The 26,211-nt window shown below is 65.7% G+C and carries 25 protein-coding genes; 12 read left to right on the top strand and 13 right to left on the bottom strand.

What is annotated here, in order from left to right:
• Positions 1-10 precede the first annotated feature (10 nt).
• Entirely contained in the window at positions 11-562 is a 552-nt protein-coding gene (locus VRZ08_RS15705; RefSeq protein ID WP_414533134.1) for a TRAP transporter small permease, read from the bottom strand.
• Between the two features lie 33 nt (positions 563-595).
• Positions 596-1,621, bottom strand: a complete 1,026-nt coding sequence (gene dctP, locus VRZ08_RS15700; RefSeq protein WP_414533133.1) for a TRAP transporter substrate-binding protein DctP — start codon at positions 1,619-1,621, stop codon at positions 596-598.
• A gap of 201 nt (positions 1,622-1,822) precedes the next feature.
• Between dctP and VRZ08_RS15695 the strand changes: the two genes are divergently transcribed.
• The 4 genes from VRZ08_RS15695 to VRZ08_RS15680 are packed head-to-tail and all read left to right on the top strand — an operon-like array spanning position 1,823 to position 5,135.
• Complete coding sequence (locus VRZ08_RS15695; protein ID WP_414533132.1) at positions 1,823-3,019, top strand: CaiB/BaiF CoA transferase family protein; 1,197 nt, start codon at positions 1,823-1,825, stop codon at positions 3,017-3,019.
• Positions 3,020-3,026: 7 nt separating this feature from the next.
• Positions 3,027-3,515, top strand: coding sequence for a MaoC family dehydratase (locus tag VRZ08_RS15690; protein ID WP_414533164.1), 489 nt, complete (start codon positions 3,027-3,029; stop codon positions 3,513-3,515).
• On the top strand, positions 3,515-4,363 hold the full coding sequence (locus VRZ08_RS15685; RefSeq protein WP_414533131.1) for an HpcH/HpaI aldolase/citrate lyase family protein: 849 nt from the start codon (positions 3,515-3,517) through the stop codon (positions 4,361-4,363). Before VRZ08_RS15690 ends, VRZ08_RS15685 begins: the two co-directional genes overlap by 1 nt.
• Before the next feature lie 40 nt (positions 4,364-4,403).
• On the top strand, positions 4,404-5,135 hold the full coding sequence (locus VRZ08_RS15680; RefSeq protein ID WP_414533130.1) for an IclR family transcriptional regulator: 732 nt from the start codon (positions 4,404-4,406) through the stop codon (positions 5,133-5,135).
• Between the two features lie 143 nt (positions 5,136-5,278).
• Here the strand turns inward: VRZ08_RS15680 and VRZ08_RS15675 are convergent, their stop codons facing one another.
• Positions 5,279-6,322 carry a GMP reductase gene (locus VRZ08_RS15675; protein ID WP_414533129.1) on the bottom strand — a complete coding sequence of 348 codons (1,044 nt, stop codon included), beginning with the start codon at positions 6,320-6,322 and terminating at the stop codon, positions 5,279-5,281.
• Positions 6,323-6,409: 87 nt separating this feature from the next.
• On the opposite strand from VRZ08_RS15675, the gene VRZ08_RS15670 reads away from it, so the two are divergent.
• Complete coding sequence (locus tag VRZ08_RS15670; RefSeq protein ID WP_414533128.1) at positions 6,410-7,315, top strand: ketopantoate reductase family protein; 906 nt, start codon at positions 6,410-6,412, stop codon at positions 7,313-7,315.
• A 1-nt stretch (position 7,316) separates the two neighbouring features.
• Here the strand turns inward: VRZ08_RS15670 and VRZ08_RS15665 are convergent, their stop codons facing one another.
• On the bottom strand, positions 7,317-8,066 hold the full coding sequence (locus VRZ08_RS15665) for a thermonuclease family protein (protein WP_414533127.1): 750 nt from the start codon (positions 8,064-8,066) through the stop codon (positions 7,317-7,319).
• A gap of 127 nt (positions 8,067-8,193) precedes the next feature.
• Here VRZ08_RS15665 and VRZ08_RS15660 point away from each other — a divergent pair, with 127 nt between their 5' ends.
• Positions 8,194-9,108, top strand: coding sequence for a PaaI family thioesterase (locus tag VRZ08_RS15660; protein WP_264053538.1), 915 nt, complete (start codon positions 8,194-8,196; stop codon positions 9,106-9,108).
• A gap of 180 nt (positions 9,109-9,288) precedes the next feature.
• Entirely contained in the window at positions 9,289-10,491 is a 1,203-nt protein-coding gene (locus VRZ08_RS15655) for a diguanylate cyclase domain-containing protein (RefSeq protein ID WP_414533126.1), read from the top strand.
• Here the strand turns inward: VRZ08_RS15655 and VRZ08_RS15650 are convergent, their stop codons facing one another.
• The 4 genes from VRZ08_RS15650 to VRZ08_RS15635 all read right to left on the bottom strand — a co-directional run bounded on the left by VRZ08_RS15650 (position 10,492) and on the right by VRZ08_RS15635 (position 14,838).
• Entirely contained in the window at positions 10,492-11,688 is a 1,197-nt protein-coding gene (locus VRZ08_RS15650) for an acetate/propionate family kinase (RefSeq protein ID WP_414533124.1), read from the bottom strand.
• Positions 11,685-13,100 (bottom strand): bifunctional enoyl-CoA hydratase/phosphate acetyltransferase, encoded by a 1,416-nt coding sequence (locus VRZ08_RS15645; RefSeq protein WP_414533123.1) that lies wholly within the window; start codon positions 13,098-13,100, stop codon positions 11,685-11,687. Before VRZ08_RS15645 ends, VRZ08_RS15650 begins: the two co-directional genes overlap by 4 nt.
• A complete protein-coding gene (gene fabI, locus VRZ08_RS15640; RefSeq protein WP_414533122.1) occupies positions 13,100-13,885 on the bottom strand; it encodes an enoyl-ACP reductase FabI in 786 nt (261 codons plus the stop codon). The genes VRZ08_RS15645 and fabI overlap by 1 nt, the downstream gene beginning before the upstream one ends.
• 83 nt (positions 13,886-13,968) lie before the next feature.
• Positions 13,969-14,838 (bottom strand): ADP-polyphosphate phosphotransferase, encoded by an 870-nt coding sequence (locus VRZ08_RS15635; RefSeq protein WP_264074788.1) that lies wholly within the window; start codon positions 14,836-14,838, stop codon positions 13,969-13,971.
• Positions 14,839-15,220: 382 nt separating this feature from the next.
• Between VRZ08_RS15635 and VRZ08_RS15630 the strand changes: the two genes are divergently transcribed.
• Positions 15,221-16,603 carry a hypothetical protein gene (locus tag VRZ08_RS15630; RefSeq protein ID WP_414533121.1) on the top strand — a complete coding sequence of 461 codons (1,383 nt, stop codon included), beginning with the start codon at positions 15,221-15,223 and terminating at the stop codon, positions 16,601-16,603.
• An 81-nt stretch (positions 16,604-16,684) separates the two neighbouring features.
• On the opposite strand, the gene VRZ08_RS15625 is transcribed toward VRZ08_RS15630, so the two are convergent.
• The 5 genes from VRZ08_RS15625 to VRZ08_RS15605 all read right to left on the bottom strand — a co-directional run bounded on the left by VRZ08_RS15625 (position 16,685) and on the right by VRZ08_RS15605 (position 21,301).
• Positions 16,685-17,089: a BA14K family protein gene (locus tag VRZ08_RS15625; RefSeq protein ID WP_414533120.1), complete on the bottom strand. Its 405-nt coding sequence runs from the start codon at positions 17,087-17,089 to the stop codon at positions 16,685-16,687.
• 277 nt (positions 17,090-17,366) lie between these two features.
• Entirely contained in the window at positions 17,367-18,422 is a 1,056-nt protein-coding gene (locus VRZ08_RS15620) for an SDR family oxidoreductase (protein WP_414533119.1), read from the bottom strand.
• Between the two features lie 179 nt (positions 18,423-18,601).
• A complete protein-coding gene (locus VRZ08_RS15615; RefSeq protein ID WP_414533118.1) occupies positions 18,602-20,164 on the bottom strand; it encodes a Do family serine endopeptidase in 1,563 nt (520 codons plus the stop codon).
• 256 nt (positions 20,165-20,420) lie between these two features.
• A complete protein-coding gene (locus VRZ08_RS15610; RefSeq protein ID WP_414533117.1) occupies positions 20,421-20,909 on the bottom strand; it encodes a hypothetical protein in 489 nt (162 codons plus the stop codon).
• A gap of 107 nt (positions 20,910-21,016) precedes the next feature.
• A complete protein-coding gene (locus VRZ08_RS15605) occupies positions 21,017-21,301 on the bottom strand; it encodes a hypothetical protein (RefSeq protein WP_107357061.1) in 285 nt (94 codons plus the stop codon).
• A gap of 157 nt (positions 21,302-21,458) precedes the next feature.
• Here VRZ08_RS15605 and VRZ08_RS15600 point away from each other — a divergent pair, with 157 nt between their 5' ends.
• From VRZ08_RS15600 to VRZ08_RS15585, 4 genes are all read left to right on the top strand, one after another.
• Positions 21,459-23,024, top strand: coding sequence for an ABC transporter ATP-binding protein (locus VRZ08_RS15600; protein WP_414533116.1), 1,566 nt, complete (start codon positions 21,459-21,461; stop codon positions 23,022-23,024).
• Entirely contained in the window at positions 23,008-24,099 is a 1,092-nt protein-coding gene (locus VRZ08_RS15595) for an ABC transporter permease (RefSeq protein WP_414533115.1), read from the top strand. Before VRZ08_RS15600 ends, VRZ08_RS15595 begins: the two co-directional genes overlap by 17 nt.
• On the top strand, positions 24,086-25,003 hold the full coding sequence (locus VRZ08_RS15590; protein WP_414533114.1) for an ABC transporter permease: 918 nt from the start codon (positions 24,086-24,088) through the stop codon (positions 25,001-25,003). The genes VRZ08_RS15595 and VRZ08_RS15590 overlap by 14 nt, the downstream gene beginning before the upstream one ends.
• Before the next feature lie 78 nt (positions 25,004-25,081).
• Entirely contained in the window at positions 25,082-26,179 is a 1,098-nt protein-coding gene (locus tag VRZ08_RS15585) for a BMP family ABC transporter substrate-binding protein (RefSeq protein ID WP_414533113.1), read from the top strand.
• Positions 26,180-26,211: the final 32 nt, after the last annotated feature.

Here is a 26,211-nt window from a genome sequence, read left to right as displayed (position 1 = left end):
TCGGCCGCCGCTATTCGAAGGATTTGGCTTCACCGACCCCAACCAGGGGCGGCAACGGATAGAGATCTCGGCCGGTGACGAGGCTCGCCACATGGCCCGCGAGCATCAGCACGAGCCGCAGCACCAGCACGCCGCAGCCCAGCGGCACCAGCGCCGCCGAAATCCAGGTCGGCCACGGGATCGCGCCAGCAAGCACGTCGTTCTGCTGAAAGTTGTCGAGCGCGCGGTCGAAGCCGACCTTGCACAGCAGCGCGAACACGAACAGGCCAGTCAGCGCGGTGACGATCTCGGCGAGGCGCCGCCCTGCTGGCGAGAACCGCGGCACCAGAATGTCGACGCCGACATGAACGTGCTCGCGGAGCGCGTCCGACAACGTCAGGAAGAACACCCCGGCCGTCAAATAGAGGCCGATCAGATCGTAGGTGAAGGAGAACGGACGGTTCAGCGCGTAGCGCATGAATACGTCCGCCACCACCAGCACCATGATCGCGAACATGAATGTGACCGCGATCAGCGTCAGCGCTCGTTCGAGCGCGGCGAGAGCGGCACTGGCTCGCTGCATCACGCGGTCTCCACTTTTCTTTCAGGAAGACGCTTACTTGCCGGCACCAGCGGCGAGCAGGCTCTGAAACTCTTCGAGCGCCTGCGTGCCCGGCTTACCGCGGGAGTCGATGCCGGCGGCCCATTCCTTGGCGACGCCCTTCAGCTTGTCCTTCATCTGCGCCTTGGTGGCGTCAGGGATCGGATCGAATGTCACGCCTGCGTCGTTGAGCTGCTTGCGAGTCTGCTGCTGCTCCTTATCGACGTCAGCGCAGACCTTCGGCTCGATCGCCTCGGAGGCTTCTTCCATCGCCTTCTTGACGTCGTCGGGCAGCTTGGCCCAGGCCCGCTCGCTGATCGAATAAGCGACGATGAACGAGCCGAAGCTGACGCCGTCGGTGGCGTGCTTGACCAGCTTATCGAGGCCGTACGACGCGATGCTGTCCGCCGGGAACAACACGCCGTCCATGGTGCCGCGCGCCAACGACTCATAGGCGTCCGGCGCCGCCATGCGCACCGGCACGGCGCCGAGCGCGCGCAGGGTCAGGTCCTGCGCGCCGCCGGTCGAGCGCAGCTTGAGACCCTGGATCGTGGCCATCGCGTCGACCTTCTGCTTGACCGTGAACACCTGATACGGCGGCAGCACCACGGCCATCAGCAGCTTGATCTTGTTGGGCGCGTATTCCTGCTTGGCGAGCACGCCGTCGCGGGCGCTCTTCCAATAGGCCATCGTGCCCTGACAGCTCGTCGTGAACGACTCCGGCAGCTGCGCGACTTCGGACAGCGGCATCTTGTCGGAGGCGTAGGACGGCGCGATGTAGCCGATGTCGACGACGCCCGACTGGGTCAGGCGCAGCAGGTCGGTCGCCTTGCCCATCTGCTGGTTCGGATAATAGCTGAAGGTCACCGCGCCGTTGGTGCGCTTGGTGACGTCGTCCATCCACGGCTTCAGCATCAGGCGGACCAGATAGTGCCCGGCGGGAAACGAGTCGGCGACCTTGAGTTCGAGCGCCTGAGCAGGCGCCAACGCCATCGTCACCGGCAGCGACAACGCCACCGCCCAAGCCACGCTTGTCCGCATCCGAAATCCTCCCTGCATCCGTCCGCAGCAGCGGCCGGGGCGGCTTGTGCCGCTTTGATGGAGGGATCGTACATACAGGTGAATTTTTCAGTCAATATGATGGACAATGCATGGAGCTATGCGCCGCCCGAACAGCCAAATCGATTGACCGGGTTATTTTTTGAATTCTAGCTACACAGGTGTGAACTGAAGGATCGCGCGTTGGGACCTCTGACTGGCATTACGATACTCGACCTGACCTCGGTGCTGATGGGGCCCTATGCTACTCAGACGCTCGCCGACATGGGCGCGGACGTCATCAAGGTCGAGAGCCCGGAGGGCGACATCGTCCGCCATATCGGTCCCGGCCGCACGCCCGGCATGGGCGGGATGTTTCTCAACACCAATCGCGGCAAGCGCAGCATCGTCATCGACCTCAAACAGGACGATGGCCGGCAGGCGCTGCTGCGGCTCACCGCGCGGGCCAACGCGCTGATCTACAACGTGCGTCCGCAGGCGATGGCGCGGCTCGGGCTGAGCTACGAGCAGGTCGCCGCGGTCAATCCGGGCATCATCTATCTCGGCGCGTTCGGCTACGGCCAGGACGGCCCCTACGCCGCCAAGCCGGCCTATGACGATCTGATCCAGGGCGCGGCCGGCGTGCCGACGCTGCTCGCGGCGGCCGGCGACGGCACCCCGCGCTACGTGCCGATCACCATCGCCGATCGCATCGTCGGGCTGATGGCCGTCAACGCCATGCTTGGCGCACTACTGCATCAGCAGCGCACCGGCGAAGGCCAGCGCATCGACGTCCCGATGTTCGAGTCGATGGCGTCGTTCGTGCTGGTCGATCATCTCGGCGGACTGACCTACGAGCCACCGCTCGACCATGGCGGCTACGCCCGCCTGCTGTCGCGCTCCCGCAAGCCGTACCGCACCAGCGACGGCTATCTGTGCGTGCTGATCTACAACGACAAGCAATGGCGCAGCTTCTTCGAGGCGATCGACCGCACCGATTTCCTGGCGCAGCCACGCTTCGCCAACCACGCGGCGCGCGCCCGGCACATCGACGAGATCTATGAGGAGATTGGCGCGATCTTCCAAACCCGCACCACAGCAGACTGGCGCGAACTGCTGGAGCGCGCCGATATTCCGGTGATGCCAATGCACAGCATGGAGTCGATCCTCGACGATCCGCATCTGCGTGCGATCGGCTTCTTCGAGACCGTCGAGCACCCGGTCGAAGGACGCGTACGCCAGATGAAAGTGCCGTCGACCTGGAGCGCGACACAGCCGGAGCCCGGCGCTCCGGCGCCGACGCTGGGCGGCAACGGCCGCGACATCCTCATCGAAGCAGGGTTCTCGGCCGCGGAGATCGACCGCCTGGGCCACAGCAAGGCGGTGCATCTGCCCGACTGACACCGGCCTGCGGGCCCAATTGAATCAAAGGGAGACGACGATCATGGCGGGGATGTACTTCGAGGAATTCGAGGTCGGCCAGGAATTCCGGCATGCGCTGACGCGCACGGTGACCGAGATGGACAACACGATGTTCAGCCTGCTGACGCTGAATCCGCAGCCGCTGCACATCGACGCGCACTTCGCCGAGAAGACCGAATTCGGCCAGCGTATTTTCAACAGCCTGTACACGCTCGGCATCATGATCGGCATGACCGTCTATGATACGACGCTGGGCACGACCGTTGCTAATCTCGGCATGACCGACGTGACCTTCCCCAAGCCCGTGTTCCACGGTGATACGCTGCGCGCCACCACCAAAGTGCTGTCGAAGCGCGAGTCGAAGTCGCGCCCGAACGCCGGCATCGTCGAGTTCGAACACCACGCGCTGAACCAGAACGACGAGATCGTCGGCAGGTGCCTGCGCACGGCACTGATGCACAAGAGGCCGGCCTGATGCGTTCGATGCTGTTCGTGCCGGGCGACAGCCCGCGCAAATTCGAGAAGGCGTCGCAAGGCGCCGCCGACGCGCTGATCATCGACCTCGAAGATTCCGTCGTCGCCGAGAAGAAGGACGAGGCCCGCGGCCTGACCCGCACCATGCTGCAGGCGCCGCGCAGCCGGCAGAAGCTCTATGTCCGCGTCAACGCGCTCGACACCGGCCGCACGCTCGGCGACCTCGCCGCCGTAATGCCGGCGCGGCCCGACGGCATCGTGTTGCCGAAATCGCGCGGCGGCGACGACGTGCGCAACGTCGCGCTGTGGCTCGATGCGTTCGAAGCTGCCGCTGGCATCGAGTCCGGAGCGACTCGGATCGTCGTGGTCGCGACCGAGACCGCCGGCTCGATCTTCGGACTCGGCAGCTACAAGGACTGCTCGCCTCGGCTTGCCGGGCTGATGTGGGGCGCGGAAGACCTTGCCGCCTCGCTCGGCGCCACCGAAAACGGCTCGGGCGGCGTGTTTCACAGCCCCTACCGGCTCGCGCGCGACCTGTGCCTGATGGGCGCGGCGGCGGCCGAGGTCACCGCAATCGACACCGTCTATACCGACATCGACAATCTCGCCGGGCTGGAAGCGGAGACCCGCGCCGCGCGGCGCGACGGCTTTACCTGCAAGGCGCTGATCCACCCCAAGCACGTCGACATCGTCAACGCCGCCTTCGCCCCAACCGAGGCCGAACGGAGCTGGGCGGAAAAAGTGATTGCGGCATTCGCGGACAATCCCGACGCCGGCACGCTGCGGCTCGACGGCAGGATGCTCGACAAGCCGCATCTGCGCGCCGCGCAGAAGATTCTCGGACTATGACAACCGCGGGTGGCCGGGTCGGCCGCCCCGAGGGCCCCTGATGATCGTTCGCCAAGCCGCAAATGTTCTGGACATCCTGGAATACTTCGCGCGCGTGAAGAAGCCGGCGACGCTGGCGGAAATCGCCGATCACTTCGGCTGGCCGCGCTCGTCGACCTTCAACCTGCTGACCACGCTGGCCGAGAAGGGCTATCTGTACGAACCGCGGCCGCGCGCCGGCTATTATCCGACGCCGCGCTGGCTGGTCATGGCTCGGGAAGTCGCGGAGGTCGAGCCGCTGCCGGGCTGGACTCACGCGCTGATCGCGGCACTGTCGGCAGAGACCGGGGAGACGGTCGCGATCGCGGCGCCGGCCGGAGTGATGGCGGTGTTCATCGACGTCGTCGAATCCGCCGCCGCGATCCGCTACTTCGCCAAGGTCGGGCACCGCGTGCCGATCCACGCGACGTCCAGCGGCCGGGCGCTGCTGCTGCAATACGCCAAGGACGAGCGCGACTCGCTGTATCGCAAGATCGAGTTCAAGCAATACAACCACACCACCCCGATCAGCATCGAGGCGGTCGAGGCCGAACTGCGCACATCCATCGAGCGCGGCTATTGCCAGAGCTTCGCCGACTACAGCCGCGACCTCGCCGGCGTCGCGGTGCCGCTGCCGATCGGCGAGCGCCGGCTGTCGGTGGTGGTCGCCGGCCCCGAATATCGCATCGGCGACAAGACCGCGGCGATTGCCGTCACGCTGCAGCAGTTCGTCGAACGGTTTCGCGCGCAGTAGTCATTCTGTGCCGCAGCCGGCCAGCCCCGTCATTGCGAGGAGCGAAGCGTCGAGCAATCCAGAGGTAGCACGCGTGGCTCCTGGATTGCTTCGCTTCGCTCGCAATGACGTGGAAGGGGGCCGTGAAGCCCCTCGCACTGAGCTCAGCGATCGAACACCGTATTGCGCTGGGCGTTGACCAGGATGAAGGTGGTCCGCTTCGGGATTTCCTTCAGGTTTTCGGCGCCGATATAGGTCATCGCTGAGCGCAGGCCGCCGGCGATCTTTTCGACCGTGGCCCGCACCTCGCCGCGATACGGCACCTCCACGGTCTTGCCTTCGGCGGCCCGATAGTCGGCGACGCCGCCGTGGTACTTGTTCATCGCGGTCTCTGACGACATGCCGTAGAACACCATGCTGGTCGGAGTCTTCTGCCCGCCCTGCTCGGCATATTTCAATTCACCGCCGCACTCGTCATGGCCAGCCAACATGCCCCCGAGCATGACGAAGTCCGCACCGCCGCCATAAGCCTTGGCGAGATCGCCGGGGACGACGCAGCCGCCGTCGGAGCAGACGTGGCCTTTCAAGCCGTGCGCCGCATCGGCGCATTCGATCACCGCCGAGAGCTGCGGATAGCCGACGCCGGTGAGATCGCGCGTGGTACACACCGAGCCGGAGCCGATGCCGACGCGGACGATGTCGGCGCCGGCGATCACCAGAGCCTCGGTCATCTCGGCGGTCACCACCGTGCCGGCCATGATGATCGCGTCCGGGTTCTCGTCGCGCAGCTTGGCCACCGCGCGCACGAAGGCTTCGGTGTAGCCATTGGCGACGTCGATGTTCAGCATCGGCACCTTGACCTTGGCCTTCACCGCAGCGAGCCGCTCCCAATCGGCCGAGCCGGTGCCGACGGTGACGAACACATTGGCGTCCTCGTCGCCGGCGAGGTATTCGTCCAGCCGATCCGGATGATGAAACTTGTGCAAGGCGACCAGCGCGCCGAACGGCTTGAAGGCCTTCGCCATCTCCAGTGTGCCGATGGTGTCCATGTTGGAGGCGATCAGCGGAAAGCCTGTCCAGGCCCGGCTGGAATGGCGGAAGCGGAAGTCGCGCTTGATGTTGGCCTCGAACCGCGACGACAGCACCGAACGCTTGGGCCGGATCAGCACGTCGCGAAAGTCGAGCTTCGGGTTCAAATCGATGTGCACGCACGCCACTCCCGGTTTCATCGGCCGAACGCCGACCTTAAGAAGGAAACATTGCGCATTGGTTGGCGCACGGGAAGGGAGAACGGAATGCAAGTGGCGGTGATGGGAGCCGGCGCGGTCGGATGCTATTTCGGCGGGCTGCTGGCGCTGGACGGCCATGACGTCACGCTGATCGGGCGTCCGAACCATGTCGCCGCGATCGAAGCGAACGGCTTGCGGCTGGAGACCAAGACCGGCACGCAGATGATTCCGCTGAAGGCCGCCACCGAGCCGGGCGCGATCGCCCCGCCCGATCTGGTGCTGTTCTGCGTCAAATCCGCCGATACCGAAGCCGCAGGCCGCGCGCTGCAGCCGCGGCTGAAGCCGGACAGCGTCATCCTCAGCCTGCAGAACGGCGTCGACAACGCAGCGAGACTGCAAGCCGCCATCGGCCATCCGGTGATCGCCTCGGTGGTGTATGTCGGCACCGAAATGGCCGGCCCGGGTCACGTCAAGCACCATGGCCGCGGCGAATTGCTGATCGGCGCCTCGGCGCAGAGCGATGCGATCGCGGCCGCGCTGACGGCGGCGAAGATCCCGACCACCGTGGCGCCCGACATCGATCAGGCGCTGTGGTCGAAGCTGATCCTGAACTGCGCCTACAACGCGCTGTCGGCGGTCGCCGACCTGCCTTACGGCGCGCTGCTGGCGATCGACGGCACCGAGCAGGTGGTCCGCAACGTGATCGACGAATGCATCGCGGTCGCCCGCGCCTGCGGCGTCAGGGTCCCCGACGATGTCCTCACCAAGACGCTGGCGCTGCCCGGCGCGATGCCCAGCCAGAAATCATCTACTGCGCAGGATCTGGCGCGCGGCAAGCCGAGCGAGATCGACTTTCTCAACGGCACCGTCGCTCGCCTCGGCGCCGCGCACGGGGTGCCGACGCCGACCAATCTCGCACTCACCGTGATGGTCAAGCTAATCGAGAGCCGCCGCGGTATTGGCGCCTCGTGAGTTACGGCGTCAGCTTGATCCGGCAGTTGTAGGCCTTGCGGAAGCCGGCCGCACGGGCATCGTCCTCCGAGCAGAACCAGCGGTTCGGCTTGGTCAGACTGGCGTAGCTCGGGCAGCCGCGGATTTGATACACGCCGACATTGCCGGTGATGCGGGCACGGCGCGCCAGCTTGCCCTTGATGGTGCAGCCCGGCAGCATCGCCGGCTGATCGGGAAACATCACGTCGATCAGCTCGCTATGCTTGTCCTCGCGGCATGCGGCGCCGCGCAGCGGGGCGTCCTTGTCCCAGCGGCGAAAGTCGTTCGGCGCGACGAAGCAGCCCTGCCACAGCCCCTTGCGCTCGTCCTTGGCCTTGGTCTCGTCACCGGCAAAGCGGTCCTTGCCGCCGGCAGCGGCGTTGAGAGCGAAGCCATCCTGCACCAGGCGGCGGCTGAGGCTGTCGCTCTCACCGGCGATCGCGCAGGTGCCGAGCCGGCGGCCCTTGAACACCGGGTCCGGCCCGAGATCGCGGCAGGTGACGCTGCGACCGCCGATCAGCTTGACCAGCGCATCGCGGGCTTCGAGGCCGCAGGCCGACGGATCGGCGAACTGGTTGACGCAGCGCTGATCGAGCTCGGGTGCATCGACACCTTCGAGCCGGAAGACCTTGTCGCCGAGCTGCAGGGTGTCTCCGTCCTTCACCACCGCTTCCGCCGCCAAGGCCGGCGCCGCCAGCAAGAGTCCCAGCACCATCACGATCAGTCGACGCATTCCCGAACCCTCGTCCCGTCTGCCGGCCGCTCCGGCCGGACACAGTCATACCAGCCGTGCGCCGAAATGGTAGTCGTGCAGCACCGGACGGCTTTGCGGCTTCGCAAGCGCTTGCTAGAACCAATTCATGTCCGACCAATCGATCCCCGATCCGGTGATGTCGTTCGACGACAAAGCGCGGATGATTCAGAACCGCCGCTCGATCCACGGCGCCATCATCGGCCTGCAGCTCGACCGCTACGCGCCCGCGGAGGCGTGGAGCAGCCTGCCCTATCACCCGGTATTCGTCGGCGACATCTCGACCGGCGTGATCCATGGCGGCGTGGTCACCGCGATGCTCGACGAGAGCTGCGGCATGGCGGTGCAGCTCGCGCTGCCCGGCACCACGGCGATCGCCACGCTCGACCTGCGGATCGATTACTTGCGGCCGGCGACGCCCGGACAGGTGATGCGGGCCCATGCGCACTGCTATCACCTCACCCGTTCGATCGCGTTCGTTCGCGCCACCGCCTATCAGGACGCCGAGGACGTTCCAATCGCCACCGCGACCGCGATGTTCATGGTCGGCGCCAATCGCACCGATATGCTGCGGCAGACGCCGAAGGTGACGCTCGACTCCGCACCCGAGCTGGTGGCGCCCGACGATCCGGACGGCGGGCCGCTGGCGATCAGCCCGTATCCGCGCTTCCTCGGCATCCGCGTCGATGGCGATGCCCAGGCGATCATGCCGTATGATCCGAAGCTGGTCGGCAATCCGATCCTGCCGGCGCTGCATGGCGGCGTGATCGGCGCCTTCCTGGAGACCGCGGCGATCGTCAGCGTGCGCCGTGAAGTCGGCCTCGCCACCGCGCCGAAGCCGATCGGGCTGACGGTGAACTATCTGCGCTCGGGCCGGCCGCTCGACACCTTCGCCAAGGTCTCGATCGTCAAGCAGGGCCGCCGCGTGGTTGCGTTCGAAGCGCAGGCCTATCAGCGCGATCCGGCCGAACCGATCGCGTCGTGCTACGGCCACTTCAAGTTGCGCTCCGGCGCGGCGGAGTAAACCGCCGCCATCGCAGGCCTTATTCGCCGCTGTCCTGTGGCGATTAAGCGGCGATTCACCACACTCTGGCCGGCGGAACTGGTTTCACGCTGGATTCAGCATTGTGGGAATAGGTATCGCGCTGTCGCAACAGGCGCTGGTCGCCTGACGCGGCACACTGCTGCGAGATCGACACCTCTGATGACCGCGAACAGCAAGATCGCGAACGCCGTCTACATCGAATTCGTTCGGTTGCTGTACACCGCGCGCTGGCCGATCGTGGTGGTGGGCTGCGCGATGCTGACCACCGGGCTCGCGGTCGCCTGGCAGACCCGCGATGTGGTGATGGCGGTGATCGGTCTCACCGGCATGGCGGTGACACTCGGACGACTCGTGCTGTGTTTCGCGTTCGACCACGCGGTTGCAAAGCGTCCGCTCGATGTGGCGACGGCTAAGCTATGGGAGCGCCGGCTCGCGGTCGGCGTGATCTCCACCGGCGTCTGCGTCGGCGCCTTCGCGGTCCGCTGCTTCCTGCTGCCGGATCTCGCGGCGCATATGATCGCCGGCGGTCTGGTGTTCGGCTATTGCGCCGGCACCACCACGCGGTTTTCGATCAGGCCGTGGATCGTGCAGGCCTCGCTGGTGGTCTCCGTCACGCCGGCAGTCGCGGCAGCGCTGTGGAATTTCGATCTGCTGCACACAGCCCAGGCGCTGCTGTTCGTGATCTTCGCGTTGGGCGGCCTCGAACTGATCGACTACATCCACGCCACCACCGCCGAACAACTGACGCTGCGCGCCGAAGCGACGCGGCTGGCGCGAGCCGACGCGCTGACCAATCTGCCGAACCGGCGGCATCTGGTCGAACACTTCAACGAACTCGCCAAGCGGCTGGCCCGCCACGGCGAAGGCTTCGCGGTGATCAGCCTCGATCTCGATTTCTTCAAAGAGGCCAACGACCGGTTCGGCCATGCCGCCGGCGACGAGATTCTGCGCACCGTCGCCGGGCGGATGACCGAACTACTGGACGACGAGGACCTTGCGGCGCGGATCGGCGGCGACGAATTCGTCGTGGTGCAGGCCAACGTCTCGGATACGGCAGCAGCCGATGACCTCGGCCGCCGGATCGTCGCGGCGCTATCGGAGCCCTATGCGATCGCCGGCGAAGCCGTGATGCTCGGCGCCAGCTTCGGCAGCGCACTGGCGCCGACCGACGGCGTCACGCTCGACGAACTGCTGCGCAAGGCCGATGAGGCGCTGTATACGGTGAAGCGCAACCGGCCCGGCCGAGTGCGCGAGGTCACTTCCTGGACCGACCATGCACCGCTGGTGCCGGAGATCGGCACCACGCCGGAGCACGACCAGACCACCTCTGCAACGCGGCCGATCAACGCCGACGCCGGCTGATCAGCGCCCACCATCGGCAAGCCGCCAGACATGGCGGGCGATCATCAGATCTTCATCGGTCGGGATCGCCCAGGCCGACACTTTGCTGTTCGGTGCGCTGATCCGCCCCGCCCCCGACAGGTTCGTATTCAGGTCCGGATCGAGGCTCACACCGAGCCAGGCGGCCTGCTCGCAGACGCGGCGCCGGATCTCCGAGGCGTGTTCACCGATGCCGCCGGTGAACACCAGCGCGTCGAGCCCGCCGAGTGCGGCGGCGAGCGAGCCGAGCTCACGGGAAATGCGATAGACGAACAATTCAATCGCCTCGCAGGCGCGCGGATCGTCGCTCGCCAGCAGCGTGCGCATATCGTCGCTGATGCCCGACACGCCGAGCAATCCCGACTCGCGATACAGCAGATCCTCGATCTCGCGCGGCGTCATGCTCTTCTCTTCGAGCAGATACAGCACCACGCCCGGATCGAGCTCGCCGCAACGGCTACCCATCATCAGGCCGTCAAGCGCGGTGAAACCCATCGTGGTGGCGATGCTGCGACATCTCAGCATCGCGCACATGCTGGCGCCGGCGCCGAGATGCGCCACCACCACCCGGCCGTCGGCAACCGCCTGTCCGGCGACGTCCGGCAGCCGGCCCGCGATGTACTCATAAGACAGCCCGTGAAAGCCGTAGCGGCGGACGCCCTGTTCGGTCAGCTCGCGGGGCAGCGCGAAGGCCGTGGCGACCTCCGGCAAGCGATGATGGAACGCGGTATCGAAACACGCGATCTGGGTCAGCGACGGATGCAGCTTGGCCAGGGCCTCGATCGCCGAGACGTTGTGCGGCTGATGTAGCGGCGCCAGCCTGTCGAACGCGCGAAGCTGGGCGATCACCTCGGGCGTTACATCCACCGGTCCATCGAACAGCGCTCCGCCATGGACCACGCGGTGGCCGACCGCGCTCAGCCGATGCTCGGGAAACGTCGTTTCGATCCAGCCGATCAGCACCGCCATCGCGTCGTCGTGGCTGCTGCCCTCGGGCAGATAGGTGTCGTAGCGGGTCGAGCCGTCGCTGTTCACCGCCTTGAAATGCGGCCGGTGACCGAGGCTGCCGATGCCGCCTTCGCAGATCAGGTGATCGGCGGTCGGTTCGGTATGCGCTTCATACAGCGCGAATTTGATACTCGAAGACCCCGCATTGAGGACCAGCAGCACATCGCTCATGCGGCACCTCCGGAAAGGCGCGGCGGCGCGGCGGTGGTGTGGCGGGCAAGCAGCAGCGCGATCGCACAGGAGCCGAGCCGCGCCAGCGTCTTATCGGCGCGGCTGGTGAGGATGATCGGCACCCGCGCGCCGAGCACGATCCCGGCAACGCGGGCGTGTGCCAGATACTCGAGCTGCTTGGCGAGCATGTTGCCGGCTTCGAGGTCCGGCACCACGAAGATGTCGGCACGCCCTGCGACCGGCGAGACGATGCCCTTGGTTTTGGCAGCCTCTTCCGACACCGCATTATCGAAGGCCAGCGGCCCATCCAGGATGCCGCCTTTGATCTGGCCGCGCTCGGCCATCTTGCACAATGCGGCTGCGTCGAGCGTCGAGCGGATGCTCTCGGTGACGGTTTCGACCGCCGACAGGATCGCCACCCGCGGCTCGGCGATGCCCAGCGCATGCGCCAGATCGATCGCGTTCTGGATGATGTCGCGCTTGTCGGCGAGCGTCGGATAGATGTTGATCGCCGCATCGGTGACCAGCAGCGCGCGAGGATAGTCCGGCGCGTCGATCGCATAGACATGGCTGATACGACGTGCGGTGCGGAGACCGCGTGCACGATCGACCACCGCGTGCATCAGCTCGTCGGTGTGCAGTGCACCCTTCATCACCGCCTCGACCTCACCGGCCCGCGCCATCGCCACCCCGGCTTCGGCAGCGGCTGCGCTGTGCTCCACCGCGACGATCTCATATCCGGCAAGGTCCACCGCGGCCTGGGCGGCGGCGGCGCGGATCTTGGCTTCCGGTCCGACCAGCACCGGCACGATCAGCCCCTCACGCGCCGCCTCGACAGCGCCGAGCAGCGAGGCTGAATCCACCGGATGCACCACCGCAGTTCGGATCGGCTGCAGCCCGCGTGTCATTTCGATCAGCCGCTCGTAGCGCTGCGCGGTGCGATTGAGATCGATTTCCGGCAACAGCACCCGCGGCCGCGAAATCTTCTCGACCGGCGCGATCACTTCGGCGAGGCCGGTGATCACCTCTTCGCCGCGCTGATTGGTGGCGCGGCAATCCAGCAGCAGGCGTTTCTTGGCTGCATTCTTCTCTTTCACCGTGACCGTGACGGTCACCGTGTCGCCGAGCAGCACCGGCCTTGCGAACCGCAGCGACTGATCGAGATAGATCGTGCCCGGTCCGGGCAATTGCGTGCCAAGCAGGGTCGAGATCAGCGCCCCGCCCCACATGCCGTGCGCCACCACCTGATGAAACATGTCACTCTTGGCGAAAGCCGCGTCGACATGCATCGGGTTGACGTCGCCGGACATCACCGCGAACACCTCGATGTCGCGATAGGTCAGCGTCCGAACCAGACTGGCGGTGTCACCGACTTCGATCTCATCGAAGGTACGATTTTGGATCTGCTCCATCATGTTTCTCCAGCCAGCTCCGAACAGCCGATCACATGATAGCCGGCGTCGATGTACTCGATATTGCCGGTGAGCGACCGCGCGCTGTCACCGACCAGAAAGGCGGCGACCGCGCCGACATCCTCGATGCTGACGAGCTGATGCGCCGGCAGCCGGGCGCGGGTGCGCTCCAGCAGTTCGTCGAACCGCGCGATGCCCGACGCGGCCCGCGTCATCAGCGGCCCCGGCGACAGCGCGTGAACGCGGATCTTCTTCGGCGCCAATTCGGCCGCCATGTAGCGCACCGAGCTCTCCAGCGCCGCCTTCACCGGGCCCATCAGGTTGTAGTCTTCGACCACCTTCTCCGAGCCGTAGAACGACACGGTGAGCAGGCAGCCGCCGTCCGGCATCAGCGGCTCAGCGAGCTTGGCCATTCGGATAAACGAGTGACACGACACGTCCATCGCCATCGCAAAACCAGCCTGCGAGCAATCGACCACGCGGCCGTGGAGGTCTTCCTTCGGCGCGAACGCGATCGAATGCAGCAGGAAATCGAGCCGGCCCCATTGCTGGGAGATCCGTTCGAACACAGCCTCGAGTTGACCCGGCTCGCGCACATCACACGGCACCACGATCGGACAGCCGAGCTGTTCAGCGAGCGGGACCACGTGAGGCGCGGCCTTGTCGTTGAGATACGTGACGGCGAGTTCGGCGCCGGCGTCGCGAAACGCGCGCGCGCAACCGAATGCGATGCTCTGATCGTTGGCGATGCCGACGACCAGACCCTTCTTACCTTGCAGGTTCATTTGCTCTCCGTAACCTCAGCACCGTGTCATCACCATGACAGGTGCATGCGACCAACCGCCGAGCGCGGCTGGCACGTCACCGCTCACTTCAGCAATTGCTGGCGCATCCGTAATAGCTCTTTGCGCCGGGCGGGCGTGGTCTCCGGATAGCTCATTTTGAGGGATTCCATGGTCTCGACGATCACCTGCGAGACGATCAGTCGCGCATTCTCCTTGTCGTCGGCCGGAACGGCGTACCACGGCGAGTCATCACTGGAGGTCTCGCTAAGGCACTTCTCGTAGGCGTCCATATAGTCGTCCCAGTACTGGCGCTCTTCGAGGTCGGCGGCGCTGAACTTCCAGTTCTTCTCCGGCTCGTCAATCCGCGCCAGGAAGCGCTTGCATTGCTCCTCCTTCGACAGATGCAGAAAGAATTTGACGATCCTGGTGCCGTTGGCGTGCAAATGTTCCTCCAGATTGCGGATCGATCGGTAGCGTTTGTGCCAGAATGACTTGCCGAAATTATCGCCATTCGGCACCTGCTCGCTCTGCAGGATGTCCGGGTGAACCCGGACGATCAGCACCTCCTCGTAGTAGGACCGATTGAAGATGCCGATCCGGCCACGCTCCGGCAGATCGCGGGTGGTTCGCCACAGAAAATCGTGCTGCAGCTCGGTCGCGCTCGGGTGCTTGAAGCTGAACACCTGGCAGCCCTGCGGATTGACCCCGGACATTACGTGCCGGATCACCCCATCCTTGCCGGCGGCGTCCATCGCCTGGAAGATCAGCAGCACGGCGTGGCGGTTGCTGGCGTAGAGCAGCTGCTGCAGGTCGCTCAGCCGTTCGACCTGGGCGCGGAGCAATTCGTGATAGTGCTCCTTGGATTCGTAGAACGGATCGACCTTGGTGGGCCATTTGCCGAGGTCGACTTTATCGCCCTCCTCGACCCGGAATTGCTTGGTCTTGATCTTCATTCCCGTCCTCTCGACGTCCTGAACCCGGGATCCGGCCGGCCGCCGCCCCGGCGGTCTCCCGTTCAGGGGAATTATAACCATCTGCGCGGCGAGGCCGCCACCGGCCCGTCCACGGCATTGAACTTAGTCAGGCTTCGTTCATGATCGCCGCCCTATGGTTGCAGCCGGTCGGGTATGGGCGCCACCAAGTGCACACCCGACATAAAGCGACCTCATTTGTACTTCATCTGCGCCCGGCCTGAGGGCTTATCTGGCGGCCTGAAGCGCTTGTGTAGTCAACGGAAATCACTATGGTGCGGGCCGCCCCGGACGGCCTCGGTTGCCGAACTGAGCCGGCACCCGTCGCTTCCGACGGTCCACAGCGCTGATAAGAGCGGTCGAGATGGAGACTTCTATTCCTAGTAAGGTTCTCGCCGCGCAGGCGCGCCGGAGCAACGCGGCGCGGATCGCGCTGTTTGTTCTGCCGCTGCTGCTGCTGGCGCCGGCGATCTGGAACGGCTATCCGCTGCTCCAATACGACACCGGAGGCTACCTCGCCCGCTGGTACGAGGGTTACCTCGTCATCAACCGGGCGACCTCCTACGGCATCTATCTGCATCTCGGTGAGCAGACCCAGTTCTGGCTCAACCTCGGCTTCCAGGCGATCGTTTCGCTGTGGCTGATCCAACTGACGCTGCGGGTATTCGGTATTACCAAACCGTTCCGGCTTGCAGCGATCGGCGTCGGCCTGATCGCCACCACGGCACTGCCGTGGATCACCAGCATGCTGCTGACCGATATCTTCGCCGGCTTGTCGGTGCTGTCGCTGTTCCTGCTGATCGCGTATCGCGACCAGACCTCGGCGGTCGAAAAGGTTCTGCTGTTCGTCTTCACGGCGTTCGCCGCCTCGACCCACAGCGCCACGATGATCGTGCTCACCGGAGTGTGCGTTGCCGGCTGGCTGCTGCTGCCCTGGCTGCGCGGCCGGGTCACCGCCTCCGGGCTGACCCTGGCCAGCTCGGCCCTCGTGGTCGGCGCGCTGCTGGTGCTCAGCTGCAACTACGCATTGTCCGGCAAATTCACCTGGACGCCGGGCGGCTCCGGCGTCGCGTTCGGCCGGATGCTGCAGGATGGCATCGTCAAGCGCTACCTTGACGACCACTGCCCCCGGCAACAGCTCAAGCTGTGCCCCTATAAGGACGAGCTGCCGCCGACCGGCGACGACTTCCTGTGGGGCGGCAACAACATGTTCGACAAGCTCGGCCGCTTCGAGGGCATGAGCGACGAGATGGAATTCATCTCCAAGCAGGCCGTGACCGCCTATCCGTGGATGCAGTTCAAGGCTGCCGCCAAGGCGACCTGGGATCAGCTGGTGCATGTGGCAACCGGTGAAGGCACCAATGGCTGGCTGCCGCACACCTACGGCATCATCGAGCGCTATCTGCCCGAGCAGAGCAAGGCGATGCGGGCGGCCAAGCAGCAGCATTGGGACATCAACTTCGACGCCGTGAACCTGGTCCATGTGCCGGTGGCGCTCGGATCGATGGTGCTGATGCTGGTGATCCTCGGCTCGGCGCTGTGGCGGCACCGGCTCGACGACGTGACGCTGCTGGCCGGCACAGTGACGCTCGCGCTGCTCGGCAATGCACTGATCTGCGGCATCATCTCCGGCCCGCATGACCGCTATGGTTCGAGGATCGTCTGGATCGCCACTTTCACGGCGATGATCGCGGCGATCAAATACTTCATCGACGACCACGACACCGCCGACGACGGCACGGATTGATCGTCGCTTTCGACAAACTCCACAAACAAAAGCCGCGCGGACCAGGTCCGCGCGGCTTTGTCGTTTCAGATCGCCCTGGCGTTACGGGCAGGGGTGACGCTGGCCGTCATAGCCGAGATAGGTGCCGGAGGCCGGGTCGTACGAACGGAAGCGCTGCGAGCAATACGCGTCGGCGTCGGCCGCACCGGCCTGTGCCTGACTGTTGGCGATCGCGCCGCCGATGATCGCGCCGGCCGCGAGGCCGCCGATCGCCGGGCCCCAGCCATAGCCGCCGTGGCGATGGTAACCGCCATGACCCCAGCCGCGGTGGCCGTGCCACCCGCCACCGTGCCAGCCATGATGACGCCATTGCACCTGCTGAACGGCGGCCGGCGTCTGCTGTGACGCAGCACCAGGCATCATCGGAGCGGCGGCCGCAGGCGCGGACGCCACGGCGAGCGAACCCAGCACCAGCGCGGCTGCGGGCAACATGCGCGATATCATCATTGAACTCTCCCTGTTTCTTGAAATCCGTTCGACATCGTCTGGCGTTCCGAGAGTCGGCTGCGCAGACGGTCTGCTGCGACAACGGCTGGTACCACCGACCGTTCCGATATTTGGCTGCGACGGAGTGCGCGGGCCGCCACCGCACACAATCAAGTTCCCTGGCCTGCATCGGATGCAACGCTGCGTCCCGGTGACTCCAAACACGTCAGGAAGCAGAACCACCCAGGTAGTCGATGCGCAGCCGGTCGCGATAGCGCGGCCGAAGCGGGGGTGTCGATCAGCGCCGCGCCACGACAGGCGGCGGACTAGCTCGGACGCCACCGCTGCCTCGCCGCTCGGCGCGGGCAGCGACAGTGAGCAGAGCCGCACCGGCTGCCAGCGCCCCTAAGGCCAGTCCGGCGCGGAGCCAGGCCGGATTGAATGGAAACACCCGCGGCGACGCCTGCCGGTCGAACCTGCCATGCGCGCCGGGGTCGCCGCGGCCAGCCGCAAACAAATTATCAGGTCGGTTCGGCGTCTCCGGCTCGGCGCTGGTTTCGTTGTCGATGCCGGCACGCGCCAAAATGCGATCGGCGACCGACGGCATCAGCATCTGCGCCACGATCGCTTTGACGGCGGAGGCTCCGACCCAATATTCGCGCGGCGCCCGCTCGGCGGCGCGAACCACCGCCTCGGCGATCGCTTCAGGCTGGTAGATCGGCGGCACCGGTGCCGCCTTGCGATCGAACTTGTTGCGGGCCCAATCGAACTGCGGCGTATTCACCGCAGGCAAATGCACCATGGTGAGGGTGATGGCGCTGTTCTCGTTCATCAGCTCGCTGCGCAGCGAGTCGATGAACCCACGGGTTGCGGCCTTGGCGGCGCAGTACGGTGCCTGAAATGGAATCGAGCGATACGCCAGCGCCGAACCGATCGAGATGATCGCACCGCGGTTGCGCGGACGCATGTGACGCAGCGCCGCCAGCGTGCCATGCACTTGGCCGAGATAGCTGACCTTGGTGACTTGGTGAAATTCGTCGGGCGTCAGGTCAACGCTCGCGCCGTACACCGTGACCATCGCATTGTTGACCCACAGGTCGATCGGACCGAACTCGGACTCGACGCGCGCGGCAGCGTCGAGCATCGCATTGGCATCGGCGACATCAGCCTCGATCAGCAGTGCCTCGCCGCCGAGGCGAATGATCTCACGCAGGGTGCTTTCGAGTCCTTCGCGCCCTCGCGCGATCAGGCCGACTTTGCAGCCGCGACGACCGAACGCCACAGCGATCGCCCGGCCGACGCCCGCACTTGCGCCGGTCACCACCACCGTTTCGATGACGTCGCGCCTGGTCATCAGTGTTTCCTTTGCGATCCGGACAAAGACGATTTGTCCCGACAACGCGGGGGCGGCGTTCCAGGTTGCTCTGCCGAAGGTGAAATCTCGGCCAGACGGCGCACAGCGACGGCAGAAACACACAAGGGACGGCGCTGAGCCGTCCCTTGTCGTCGTTCACGAGATGGATGCCGTGAGGCTCAGCCCTTGGCGATCGGCACCGCGACGAAGCGGGCAGCCGAGTCCGCGGTCTTCACCCGCATCAGCACGGTCTTCTTGCCGTCCTTGCTGGCTGCGGTCAGTGCGTTGCGGACGTCGCCCGTGTTGGTCACCGCCTTGCCGCCGACGTCGAGAATAACGTCACCGGTACGCAGGCCCTTGTCGGCGGCAGGTCCGTCCGGGTCGATGCCGGTGACGACCACACCGTTCTTGCCGGCACCATCGACGTCGCTGGCCGGCGCTACGCGCAGGCCGAGATACGGGCGGGCACCGTCGCGATCACCGCTGTTGTCGGCGACCTTCTGATGATCCCCGGGCATTTCGGCGAGCGTCAGATCGATGGTCTTGGACTGGCCATTGTGCAACACGTCGAGCTTCACCGAGGAGCCCGGCGTCAGCGTGCTGATGGTGCGGGCGAGCGCGCGGGAGTCCTTGACCTCCTTGCCGTCGACCGCGGTGATCACGTCGCCGGCCTTGATGCCAGCCTTCGCGGCCGGGCTGCCGTCCTGCGGACTGTCGACCAGGGCGCCGCGGGCCTGCTTCATGCCGAGGCTGTCGGCGATCTCCGCCGTGACCGGCTGTACCTGGACGCCGAGCCAGCCGCGGGTGACGTAGCCCTTGTCCTTGAGCTGCGACACCACCAGCTTCGCGGTCGCGGCCGGAATATCGAAGCCGATGCCGACCGAGCCGCCCGACGGCGAATAGATCGCCGTGTTGACGCCGATCACATTGCCATTGGTGTCGAACGCCGGGCCGCCGGAATTACCCTTGTTGATCGGCGCGTCGATCTGCACGTAGTCGTCATAGGGGCCCGAGCCGATGTCACGGCCGCGCGCCGAAACGATGCCGGCCGTCACCGTGCCGCCGAGACCAAACGGATTACCGACCGCGATCACCCAGTCGCCGACCCGCGCCGGCGCATCGGCGAAGTTGACGTGCGGAAAGTCGGTCTTGCCGTCGACCTTGATCAGCGCCAGGTCGGTCTTGTCGTCGGTGCCGACGACCTTGGCGGTATAGATGGTGCCGTCATCGGTCGTCACCTGCACCGACTTGGCGTGATCGACCACATGATTGTTGGTGACCGCGTAGCCATCGGCGGTGATGAAGAAACCGGAGCCTTCCCCGGTGATCATCTGGTGCCGCTTCGGCATGCCTTCAGGACCGCGGAAGCCGAACTGACGCTCGAACTGCTGGAACGGCGCGAGGCCGCGCGGCATCTGCATCTGGTCGCCGTCACCATCGTCACGCACCAGCGGCGTGGTCTGGCGATCGTCATCGATCTTGACCCGGACCGAAATCACCGCAGGCTTCACCTTGTCGACCAGATCGCCGAACCCTGCCGGGGCCGGCTTGCCGTTCTCGGCCGCGTAGGCCGGAGACGTCAGCGACGGCATCTCGCGGGTGAGATAGCCGGCGCCGCCGAGCGCCACCACCATGCTCAAGCCGGCAGCGGAAGCCAGCAGCGACAGACGCCGCGGCCTCAACACTTTGCGGATATGAGCCTCGGTTTGAGCTGATACGTGGTCGAAGGGGTCGCCTTGCATGACGTGGTCTCCATCTGGTCGATCGTGAACGTGAAACGATGAGACCGAATATAGGAGAGCGACCTTACGGCGAGCTGTGCCGGATATTAATCTTCGGCAAGATGCTATCACGCGCACGCGAGCACAGACCGGGACGTTTTGCGCGGAGATGGAAGACGCGGTGCTTACTTACGATTCTGTAAGGAGATCAGATGCGAGATTGGCTCACGCGCGAGAGTGACGGCGTCTGCGCTGGCACACGCCGTCTCCTGCTCGCTTAGCGACGCTTCATCGAGACCGAGATCTGTCGCACGTCATTGCCTTGCGGCACGATCGTGACCGACTGCGACGCGCCGCGGGAGGCGACCGACAATGAGGCGTTGAAGCCCGGCCCCGCCACCTGCGCCGAAATGTTGCCGCCGCGCACCGTGCCCGACACATTGCCGGTGACGTTGCGCGTCGCCTCGCTCCAGGTGCCGGAGAGGCGGCCCCCGGACTCTTCGACGTTGCTCGAAATGTCGAACTTGTAACTGTCGCTGGCGCAGGTCAGCTTCTGCTGCATCAGACGACCGTCGCCGCCGACTGCGTAAGACGCCTGGCAGCGAATCCGCTCGGCCGAGCCGTCCGACATCTGCACGCGTCCATTGCCCGCCCAGTATCCGGCCAGACCGTCGAAAGCTCCCGCAGCCACACCCGCAGTGGGCGCGAGCAGCAGCGCACCAGCGAAGCCGGCGGCGAGGATGGGAGCGGCGAAACGAAAGGTCATGAGGGCCTCCGGAGGACGAACGACAGCAAGCGGCGCAGAACCCCGCCGCGCGGGTCTTGCACAACGATCCTGCCGGCGTTCGGTTTCATCGGCCCACGGCCACAGCTCTAGCCGAGCAGCAGCGCGATCAGCGTGCCGACGACCACGCCGGCGCAGGCGCCGGACAGGACGAAAACCGAGCCCCACAACAGAAAATAGCCGACCACCGCGCCGAGCGTCTTGTCGAGGTGGTCGCCGTACATCCAGAACGAGGCCGCGCAACCGGCGAGGATGATCGCCGCGATCGCGACTCTCAGCCACAGCGCCTGGCGCGACGCGCGCGCTACGAACCAAGCTCCCCACCCAACGGCGGCGGCGAGCAGCACCCAGCCAATGATCAAACGGACGGCCATGACGGTTTCCAGGGTACAGAGGACGACCTACGCCGTGGAGTCGACGAACGGATGACGGATCGCCGCCACGGCGGATTTCCATTACATTATCGGTGCGCGGGCGTCCCTGCCCGGTCGTGAACCTTACGGAATTACCCTGCCGCCGATGTGATGGTGAATGGCTCTCCCTTCTGATTCCGATTCGCGCGAGCCTTCGCCGCCGCTGTTTCAGGGCCGCGGGCTGACCAAGCGGTTCGGCAGCTTTGTCGCCAATCAGGCGATCGATCTCGACATCGCCGGCGGCGAAGTTCACGCGCTGCTCGGCGAGAACGGCGCCGGCAAGTCGACGTTGGTGAAGATGATCACCGGGCTGCTGCAGCCGGACGAGGGCCGGATGATCTGGCGCGGGACGCCGATCGCCTTCGCAGGCCCGGCGGAAGCGCGAGCTTGCGGCATTGCCGCAGTGTCGCAGCACTTCGCGCTGTTCGACAATCTCACCGTGGTCGAGAATGTCGCGCTCGGGCTCGATCGCCGCATCTCGGTCGGCAAGCTGGCGCCGGAGCTGGAGCAGATCTCGCAGCGCTACGGCCTGCCGCTCGATCCCAGACGCGAAGTATGGCGGCTGTCGGTCGGCGAGCGGCAGCGGATCGAGATCGTCCGCGCGCTGCTGCAAGACCCGCAACTTCTGATCCTCGACGAGCCGACCGCGGTGCTGACACCTGCCGAAGCTGACCGTCTGTTCGACGTGCTGGAACGGCTGAAGGCCGATGGCCGCGCGCTGTTGTACATCTCGCACAAGCTCGACGAAGTGAGGCGGCTTGCCGGCGTCGCTACCATCCTGCGCGCCGGCCGCGTCGTCGGCAGCTGCGACCCCCGTCAGGAAAGCGCGGCCTCGATGGCCCGGATGATGGTCGGCAGCGACGTGACGGTGCCGAAGCAATCCAGCCACCCGATCGGCAGCCCGTTGCTGAGCGTCAACGGCCTGACGCTGCGTCCCGACGATCCGCATGGCGTGACGCTGCGCGACCTCTCCCTCGAAGTGCGTAGCGGCGAGATCGTCGGCATTGCCGGAGTTGCCGGCAACGGCCAGGACGAGCTGTTCGCGGCGCTGTCCGGCGAGACGAGAATCGGACAATCGGACGCAATCAAGATTGTCGGCGAGGCCGCCGGAAGGGTCTCGATCAACCAGCGGCGCCAGCTCGGCGCCGCTTTCGTGCCGGAACAGCGGCTCGGCCACGCCACGGTGCCGACGATGAGCCTGTCCGACAACGCATTGCTGACCGGACATGCGACCGGGGGACTGACGAGGTTCGGCTTGGTCGACCGCGGCGCCGCGCTGGCGCTGGTCGATCAGGTCAGCGAGGCCTTCGACGTGCGCAAAGCCAACCGTGATCCGGAAGCTGCACGGCTCTCCGGCGGCAATCTGCAGAAGTTCATCGTCGGCCGCGAGATCCTGCGGCAACCGCGCCTCTTGGTCGTCGATCAGCCGAGCTGGGGATTGGATGCCGGCGCGGCCAGCGCGATTCGCCAAGCGCTGCTCGATCTTGCGGCGCGCGGCGCGGCCGTGCTGGTGATCAGTCAGGATCTGGACGAGTTGATCGAGATCGCCGATCGCATCGCGGTGATGTTTCACGGCCGGCTGTCACCGCCGCGTCCCGTCAGCGAGATCGGCCGCGATCAATTGGGGCTGTTGATGGGCGGCAGCGACTGGCCAACGGAGGTGCGCGATGTCGCTGGTGCTTGAGAGGCGCAGCGAACGATCGGTGGCGATTGCGCTTCTGTCCCCGCTGCTCGCGATCACGCTGACGCTGCTGACCCTGACAATCGTGTTCGTGGCGCTCGGCAAAAATCCGGCTGCGGCGCTGGCGGTGTACTTCATCACGCCGCTGACCGACGGTTACTCGCTGCAAGAGATCGCGGTGAAGGCCTCGCCGCTGATCATGATCGCGGTCGGGCTGGCGCTGTGCTACCGCGCCAACGCCTGGAACATCGGCGCAGAAGGACAACTGCTGATCGGCGCCATCGCCGGCAGCGGCTTGGCGGTGATGACGCACGGGACCAATCCCGGCCCGTGGCTGCTGCCGGCGATGTTGCTGGCCGGAGCGCTGGCCGGCGCCGCCTATGCGCTGATTCCGGCGCTCTGCAAGGTCAGGTTCGGCGCGTCGGAAATCCTGATCAGCCTGATGCTGGTTTATGTCGCCGGCCTGCTGCTCGACTATCTGGTGCGCGGGCCGTGGCGCGATCCGGCAGGCTTCAACTTTCCGACCACCGCCGAGTTCGACCCTGCAGCGATGCTGCCGCTGCTGATTGCCGGCAGCCGCGTTCATGCCGGCCTGATCCTGACGTTGATCGCGGTCGTGGCCGCCGCCGTTCTGCTCGGCCGCACGCTGAAGGGATTCGAAATCCGCGTGGTCGGCACCGCCCCACGCGCCGCACGGTTCGCCGGCTTCAATGCCGATCGTCTGGTGCTGACGACGTTTGCGATCTCCGGCGCCCTGGCCGGCCTCGCCGGCATCATCGAAGTCGCCGGACCGATCGGGCATTTGCAGCCGGATATCTCGCCGGGCTACGGCTTCACCGCGATCATCGTGGCGTTTCTCGGCCGCCTCAATCCGCTCGGTATTCTCGCCAGCGGTCTGTTCCTCGCGCTAACCTTCATCGGCGGCGAGCAGGCCCAGATTGCGCTCAAACTGCCGCAGGACATGACCGGCGTGATCCAGGGCATCCTGCTGTTCTACGTGCTCGCCTGCGACTCGCTGATTCTGTACCGGATCCGCTGGCGCAGCCCGCAACGAAAGGCGTTGCATGGGCCTCGTTGAAGCCATCCTGCTGTCGATCGTCACCGCCTCGACGCCGCTGTTGCTGGCGGCGAGCGGCGAGCTGATCACTGAGCGCGCCGGCGTTCTCAACCTCGGCGTCGAAGGCATGATGCTGATCGGCGCGGCGTGCGGTTTCGCCGGCGCCTGGGCGACCGGGTCGACCGCGATCGGCGCGCTGTGCGGGATCGCAGCCGGCGTCGCGCTTTCGGCGCTGTTCGCAGCGGCTGCGATCGGGCTTGCGATCAATCAGGTCGCGGCCGGCCTGGCGCTGACGATCCTCGGCACCGGTCTCGCCGGCCTGATCGGCGCGCCGTTCGTCGGCGAGAACATCACCGCTGCACCGCATCTGTGGCTGCCGTGGCTCACCGACATTCCGCTGATCGGCAAGCTGCTGTTCGGCCAGGACGCGCTCGTCTATCTGGCAATCGCGCTGATCGCGGCGATCGCCTACTTGCTCGCCCGCACGCGGACAGGACTCATCCTGCGGGCGGTCGGCGACGATCCGGCCTCGGCGCATGCGCTGGGCTACAACGTCGCGGCGATCCGGACGCTGGCGGTGCTGTTCGGTGGCGGCTGCGCCGGGCTCGCCGGTGCCTATCTGACGCTCGCCTACACGCCGTTCTACGCGCCCGGCATGACGGCGGGTCGCGGCTGGATCGCGTTGGCACTGGTGGTGTTTGCCTCGTGGCGGCCGGGCCGGCTGGCGGCCGGCGCCATCCTGTTCGGCGCGGTGTCGATCCTGCAGCTGCACGCCCAGGCGATCGGTCTCGGGGTGCCATCTCAACTTATGTCTGCGCTGCCCTATCTTGCCACGGTGCTGGTGTTGGTGCTGATCTCGCGCGTCCGCCGCGGCGGGTCTGTGGCGCCGGCGGCGCTCGGAACCGCCTTCGTGCCGGAGCGCTAGCAACGAGATCCGAGAGCCGTGCGGCGGGGGCGCGGGACTCGCACAGGACGATCCCCGAGCGATGAAGCGGAGATTCGGATGAACAAGGCGATCATGGCGGCGCTGGTGCTGACGGCGAGCTGCGCAGGGCTGTCGGTGGCGACGGCCCAGGACAAGCCGGAGAGCAAACCCGACAAGTTGAAGGTCGGCTTCGTCTATGTCGGCCCGGTCGGCGACTTCGGCTGGTCGTATCAGCACGATCAGGCGCGCCAGGCGATCGTCAAGGAATTCGGCGACAAGGTCGAAACCACCTACCTGGAGAAGGTCAGCGAAGGCCCTGACGGCGAGCGCTCGATCGAACAGCTCGCCCGTGCCGGCAACAAGCTGATCTTCGTCACCTCGTTCGGTTACATGGACTCGGTGATCAAAGTCGCCAAGAAGTATCCGGACGTGAAGTTCGAGCACGCCACCGGCTACAAGCGCGAGCCGAACGTCTCGACCTATGCGGGCCGGTTCTACGAAGGCCGCACCATCCAGGGCACGATCGCGGCAAAGATCTCCAAGAAGGGCGTGCTCGGTTATATCGGCTCGTTCCCGGTGCCCGAAGTGATCTCCGGCATCAACGCCACCATGCTGGCGGCGCAGAAGATCAATCCGAACATCAAGGTCAAGATCGTCTGGGTGAACTCCTGGTTCAATCCCGGCAAGGAAGCCGACGCCGCCAAGGCGCTGATCGATCAGGGCGCCGACGTGATCATGCAGCACACCGACAGTGCCGCAGCGGTGCAGATCGCCAACGAGCGCGGCATCCACGCGTTCGGCCAAGACTCCGACATGATCAAGTTCGGACCGAAGGCGCAGCTCACCGCCATCATCAACAACTGGACGCCGTACTACGTGTCGCGCGTCAAAGCGGTGATGGACGGCAACTGGGCATCGCAGGATGTCTGGGAAGGCCTGAAGGACAAGATGATCCAGATGGCGCCCTACACCAACATGCCGGACGACGTGAAGAAGCTCGCCGCCGACACCGAGGCTGGCATCGCCGCCGGCACCATCAAGCCGTTCGCCTGCCCAATCCTCGATCAGGAGGGCAAAGAGGTCGAATGCAAAGGCGGCGATCAGCTCGACGACGGCCAGATCCGCGGCATGAATTTCTACGTCAAAGGCATCGACGATAAGATTCCGGGGAAGTAACGGCGCGAGGCGCGCGTGCACAGGGCACAAGC

The sequence above is a fragment of the Rhodopseudomonas sp. G2_2311 genome (assembly GCF_047501505.1).
GTDB lineage: Bacteria > Pseudomonadota > Alphaproteobacteria > Rhizobiales > Xanthobacteraceae > Rhodopseudomonas > Rhodopseudomonas palustris_H.
This window is presented reverse-complemented; position numbering and strand designations above follow the sequence as displayed.

What these genes read in the sequence shown, in the direction of transcription:
- VRZ08_RS15705 (WP_414533134.1), bottom strand. Translation starts at nt 562, where the DNA reads ATGCAGCGAGCCAGTGCCGCTCTCGCCGCGCTCGAACGAGCGCTGACG.
- dctP (WP_414533133.1), bottom strand. Translation starts at nt 1,621, where the DNA reads ATGCGGACAAGCGTGGCTTGGGCGGTGGCGTTGTCGCTGCCGGTGACG.
- VRZ08_RS15685 (WP_414533131.1), top strand. Translation starts at nt 3,515, where the DNA reads ATGCGTTCGATGCTGTTCGTGCCGGGCGACAGCCCGCGCAAATTCGAG.
- VRZ08_RS15680 (WP_414533130.1), top strand. Translation starts at nt 4,404, where the DNA reads ATGATCGTTCGCCAAGCCGCAAATGTTCTGGACATCCTGGAATACTTC.
- VRZ08_RS15670 (WP_414533128.1), top strand. Translation starts at nt 6,410, where the DNA reads ATGCAAGTGGCGGTGATGGGAGCCGGCGCGGTCGGATGCTATTTCGGC.
- VRZ08_RS15665 (WP_414533127.1), bottom strand. Translation starts at nt 8,066, where the DNA reads ATGCGTCGACTGATCGTGATGGTGCTGGGACTCTTGCTGGCGGCGCCG.
- VRZ08_RS15660 (WP_264053538.1), top strand. Translation starts at nt 8,194, where the DNA reads ATGTCCGACCAATCGATCCCCGATCCGGTGATGTCGTTCGACGACAAA.
- VRZ08_RS15655 (WP_414533126.1), top strand. Translation starts at nt 9,289, where the DNA reads ATGACCGCGAACAGCAAGATCGCGAACGCCGTCTACATCGAATTCGTT.
- VRZ08_RS15650 (WP_414533124.1), bottom strand. Translation starts at nt 11,688, where the DNA reads ATGAGCGATGTGCTGCTGGTCCTCAATGCGGGGTCTTCGAGTATCAAA.
- VRZ08_RS15645 (WP_414533123.1), bottom strand. Translation starts at nt 13,100, where the DNA reads ATGGAGCAGATCCAAAATCGTACCTTCGATGAGATCGAAGTCGGTGAC.
- fabI (WP_414533122.1), bottom strand. Translation starts at nt 13,885, where the DNA reads ATGAACCTGCAAGGTAAGAAGGGTCTGGTCGTCGGCATCGCCAACGAT.
- VRZ08_RS15635 (WP_264074788.1), bottom strand. Translation starts at nt 14,838, where the DNA reads ATGAAGATCAAGACCAAGCAATTCCGGGTCGAGGAGGGCGATAAAGTC.
- VRZ08_RS15630 (WP_414533121.1), top strand. Translation starts at nt 15,221, where the DNA reads ATGGAGACTTCTATTCCTAGTAAGGTTCTCGCCGCGCAGGCGCGCCGG.
- VRZ08_RS15625 (WP_414533120.1), bottom strand. Translation starts at nt 17,089, where the DNA reads ATGATGATATCGCGCATGTTGCCCGCAGCCGCGCTGGTGCTGGGTTCG.
- VRZ08_RS15620 (WP_414533119.1), bottom strand. Translation starts at nt 18,422, where the DNA reads ATGACCAGGCGCGACGTCATCGAAACGGTGGTGGTGACCGGCGCAAGT.
- VRZ08_RS15615 (WP_414533118.1), bottom strand. Translation starts at nt 20,164, where the DNA reads ATGCAAGGCGACCCCTTCGACCACGTATCAGCTCAAACCGAGGCTCAT.
- VRZ08_RS15610 (WP_414533117.1), bottom strand. Translation starts at nt 20,909, where the DNA reads ATGACCTTTCGTTTCGCCGCTCCCATCCTCGCCGCCGGCTTCGCTGGT.
- VRZ08_RS15605 (WP_107357061.1), bottom strand. Translation starts at nt 21,301, where the DNA reads ATGGCCGTCCGTTTGATCATTGGCTGGGTGCTGCTCGCCGCCGCCGTT.
- VRZ08_RS15600 (WP_414533116.1), top strand. Translation starts at nt 21,459, where the DNA reads ATGGCTCTCCCTTCTGATTCCGATTCGCGCGAGCCTTCGCCGCCGCTG.
- VRZ08_RS15595 (WP_414533115.1), top strand. Translation starts at nt 23,008, where the DNA reads ATGTCGCTGGTGCTTGAGAGGCGCAGCGAACGATCGGTGGCGATTGCG.
- VRZ08_RS15590 (WP_414533114.1), top strand. Translation starts at nt 24,086, where the DNA reads ATGGGCCTCGTTGAAGCCATCCTGCTGTCGATCGTCACCGCCTCGACG.
- VRZ08_RS15585 (WP_414533113.1), top strand. Translation starts at nt 25,082, where the DNA reads ATGAACAAGGCGATCATGGCGGCGCTGGTGCTGACGGCGAGCTGCGCA.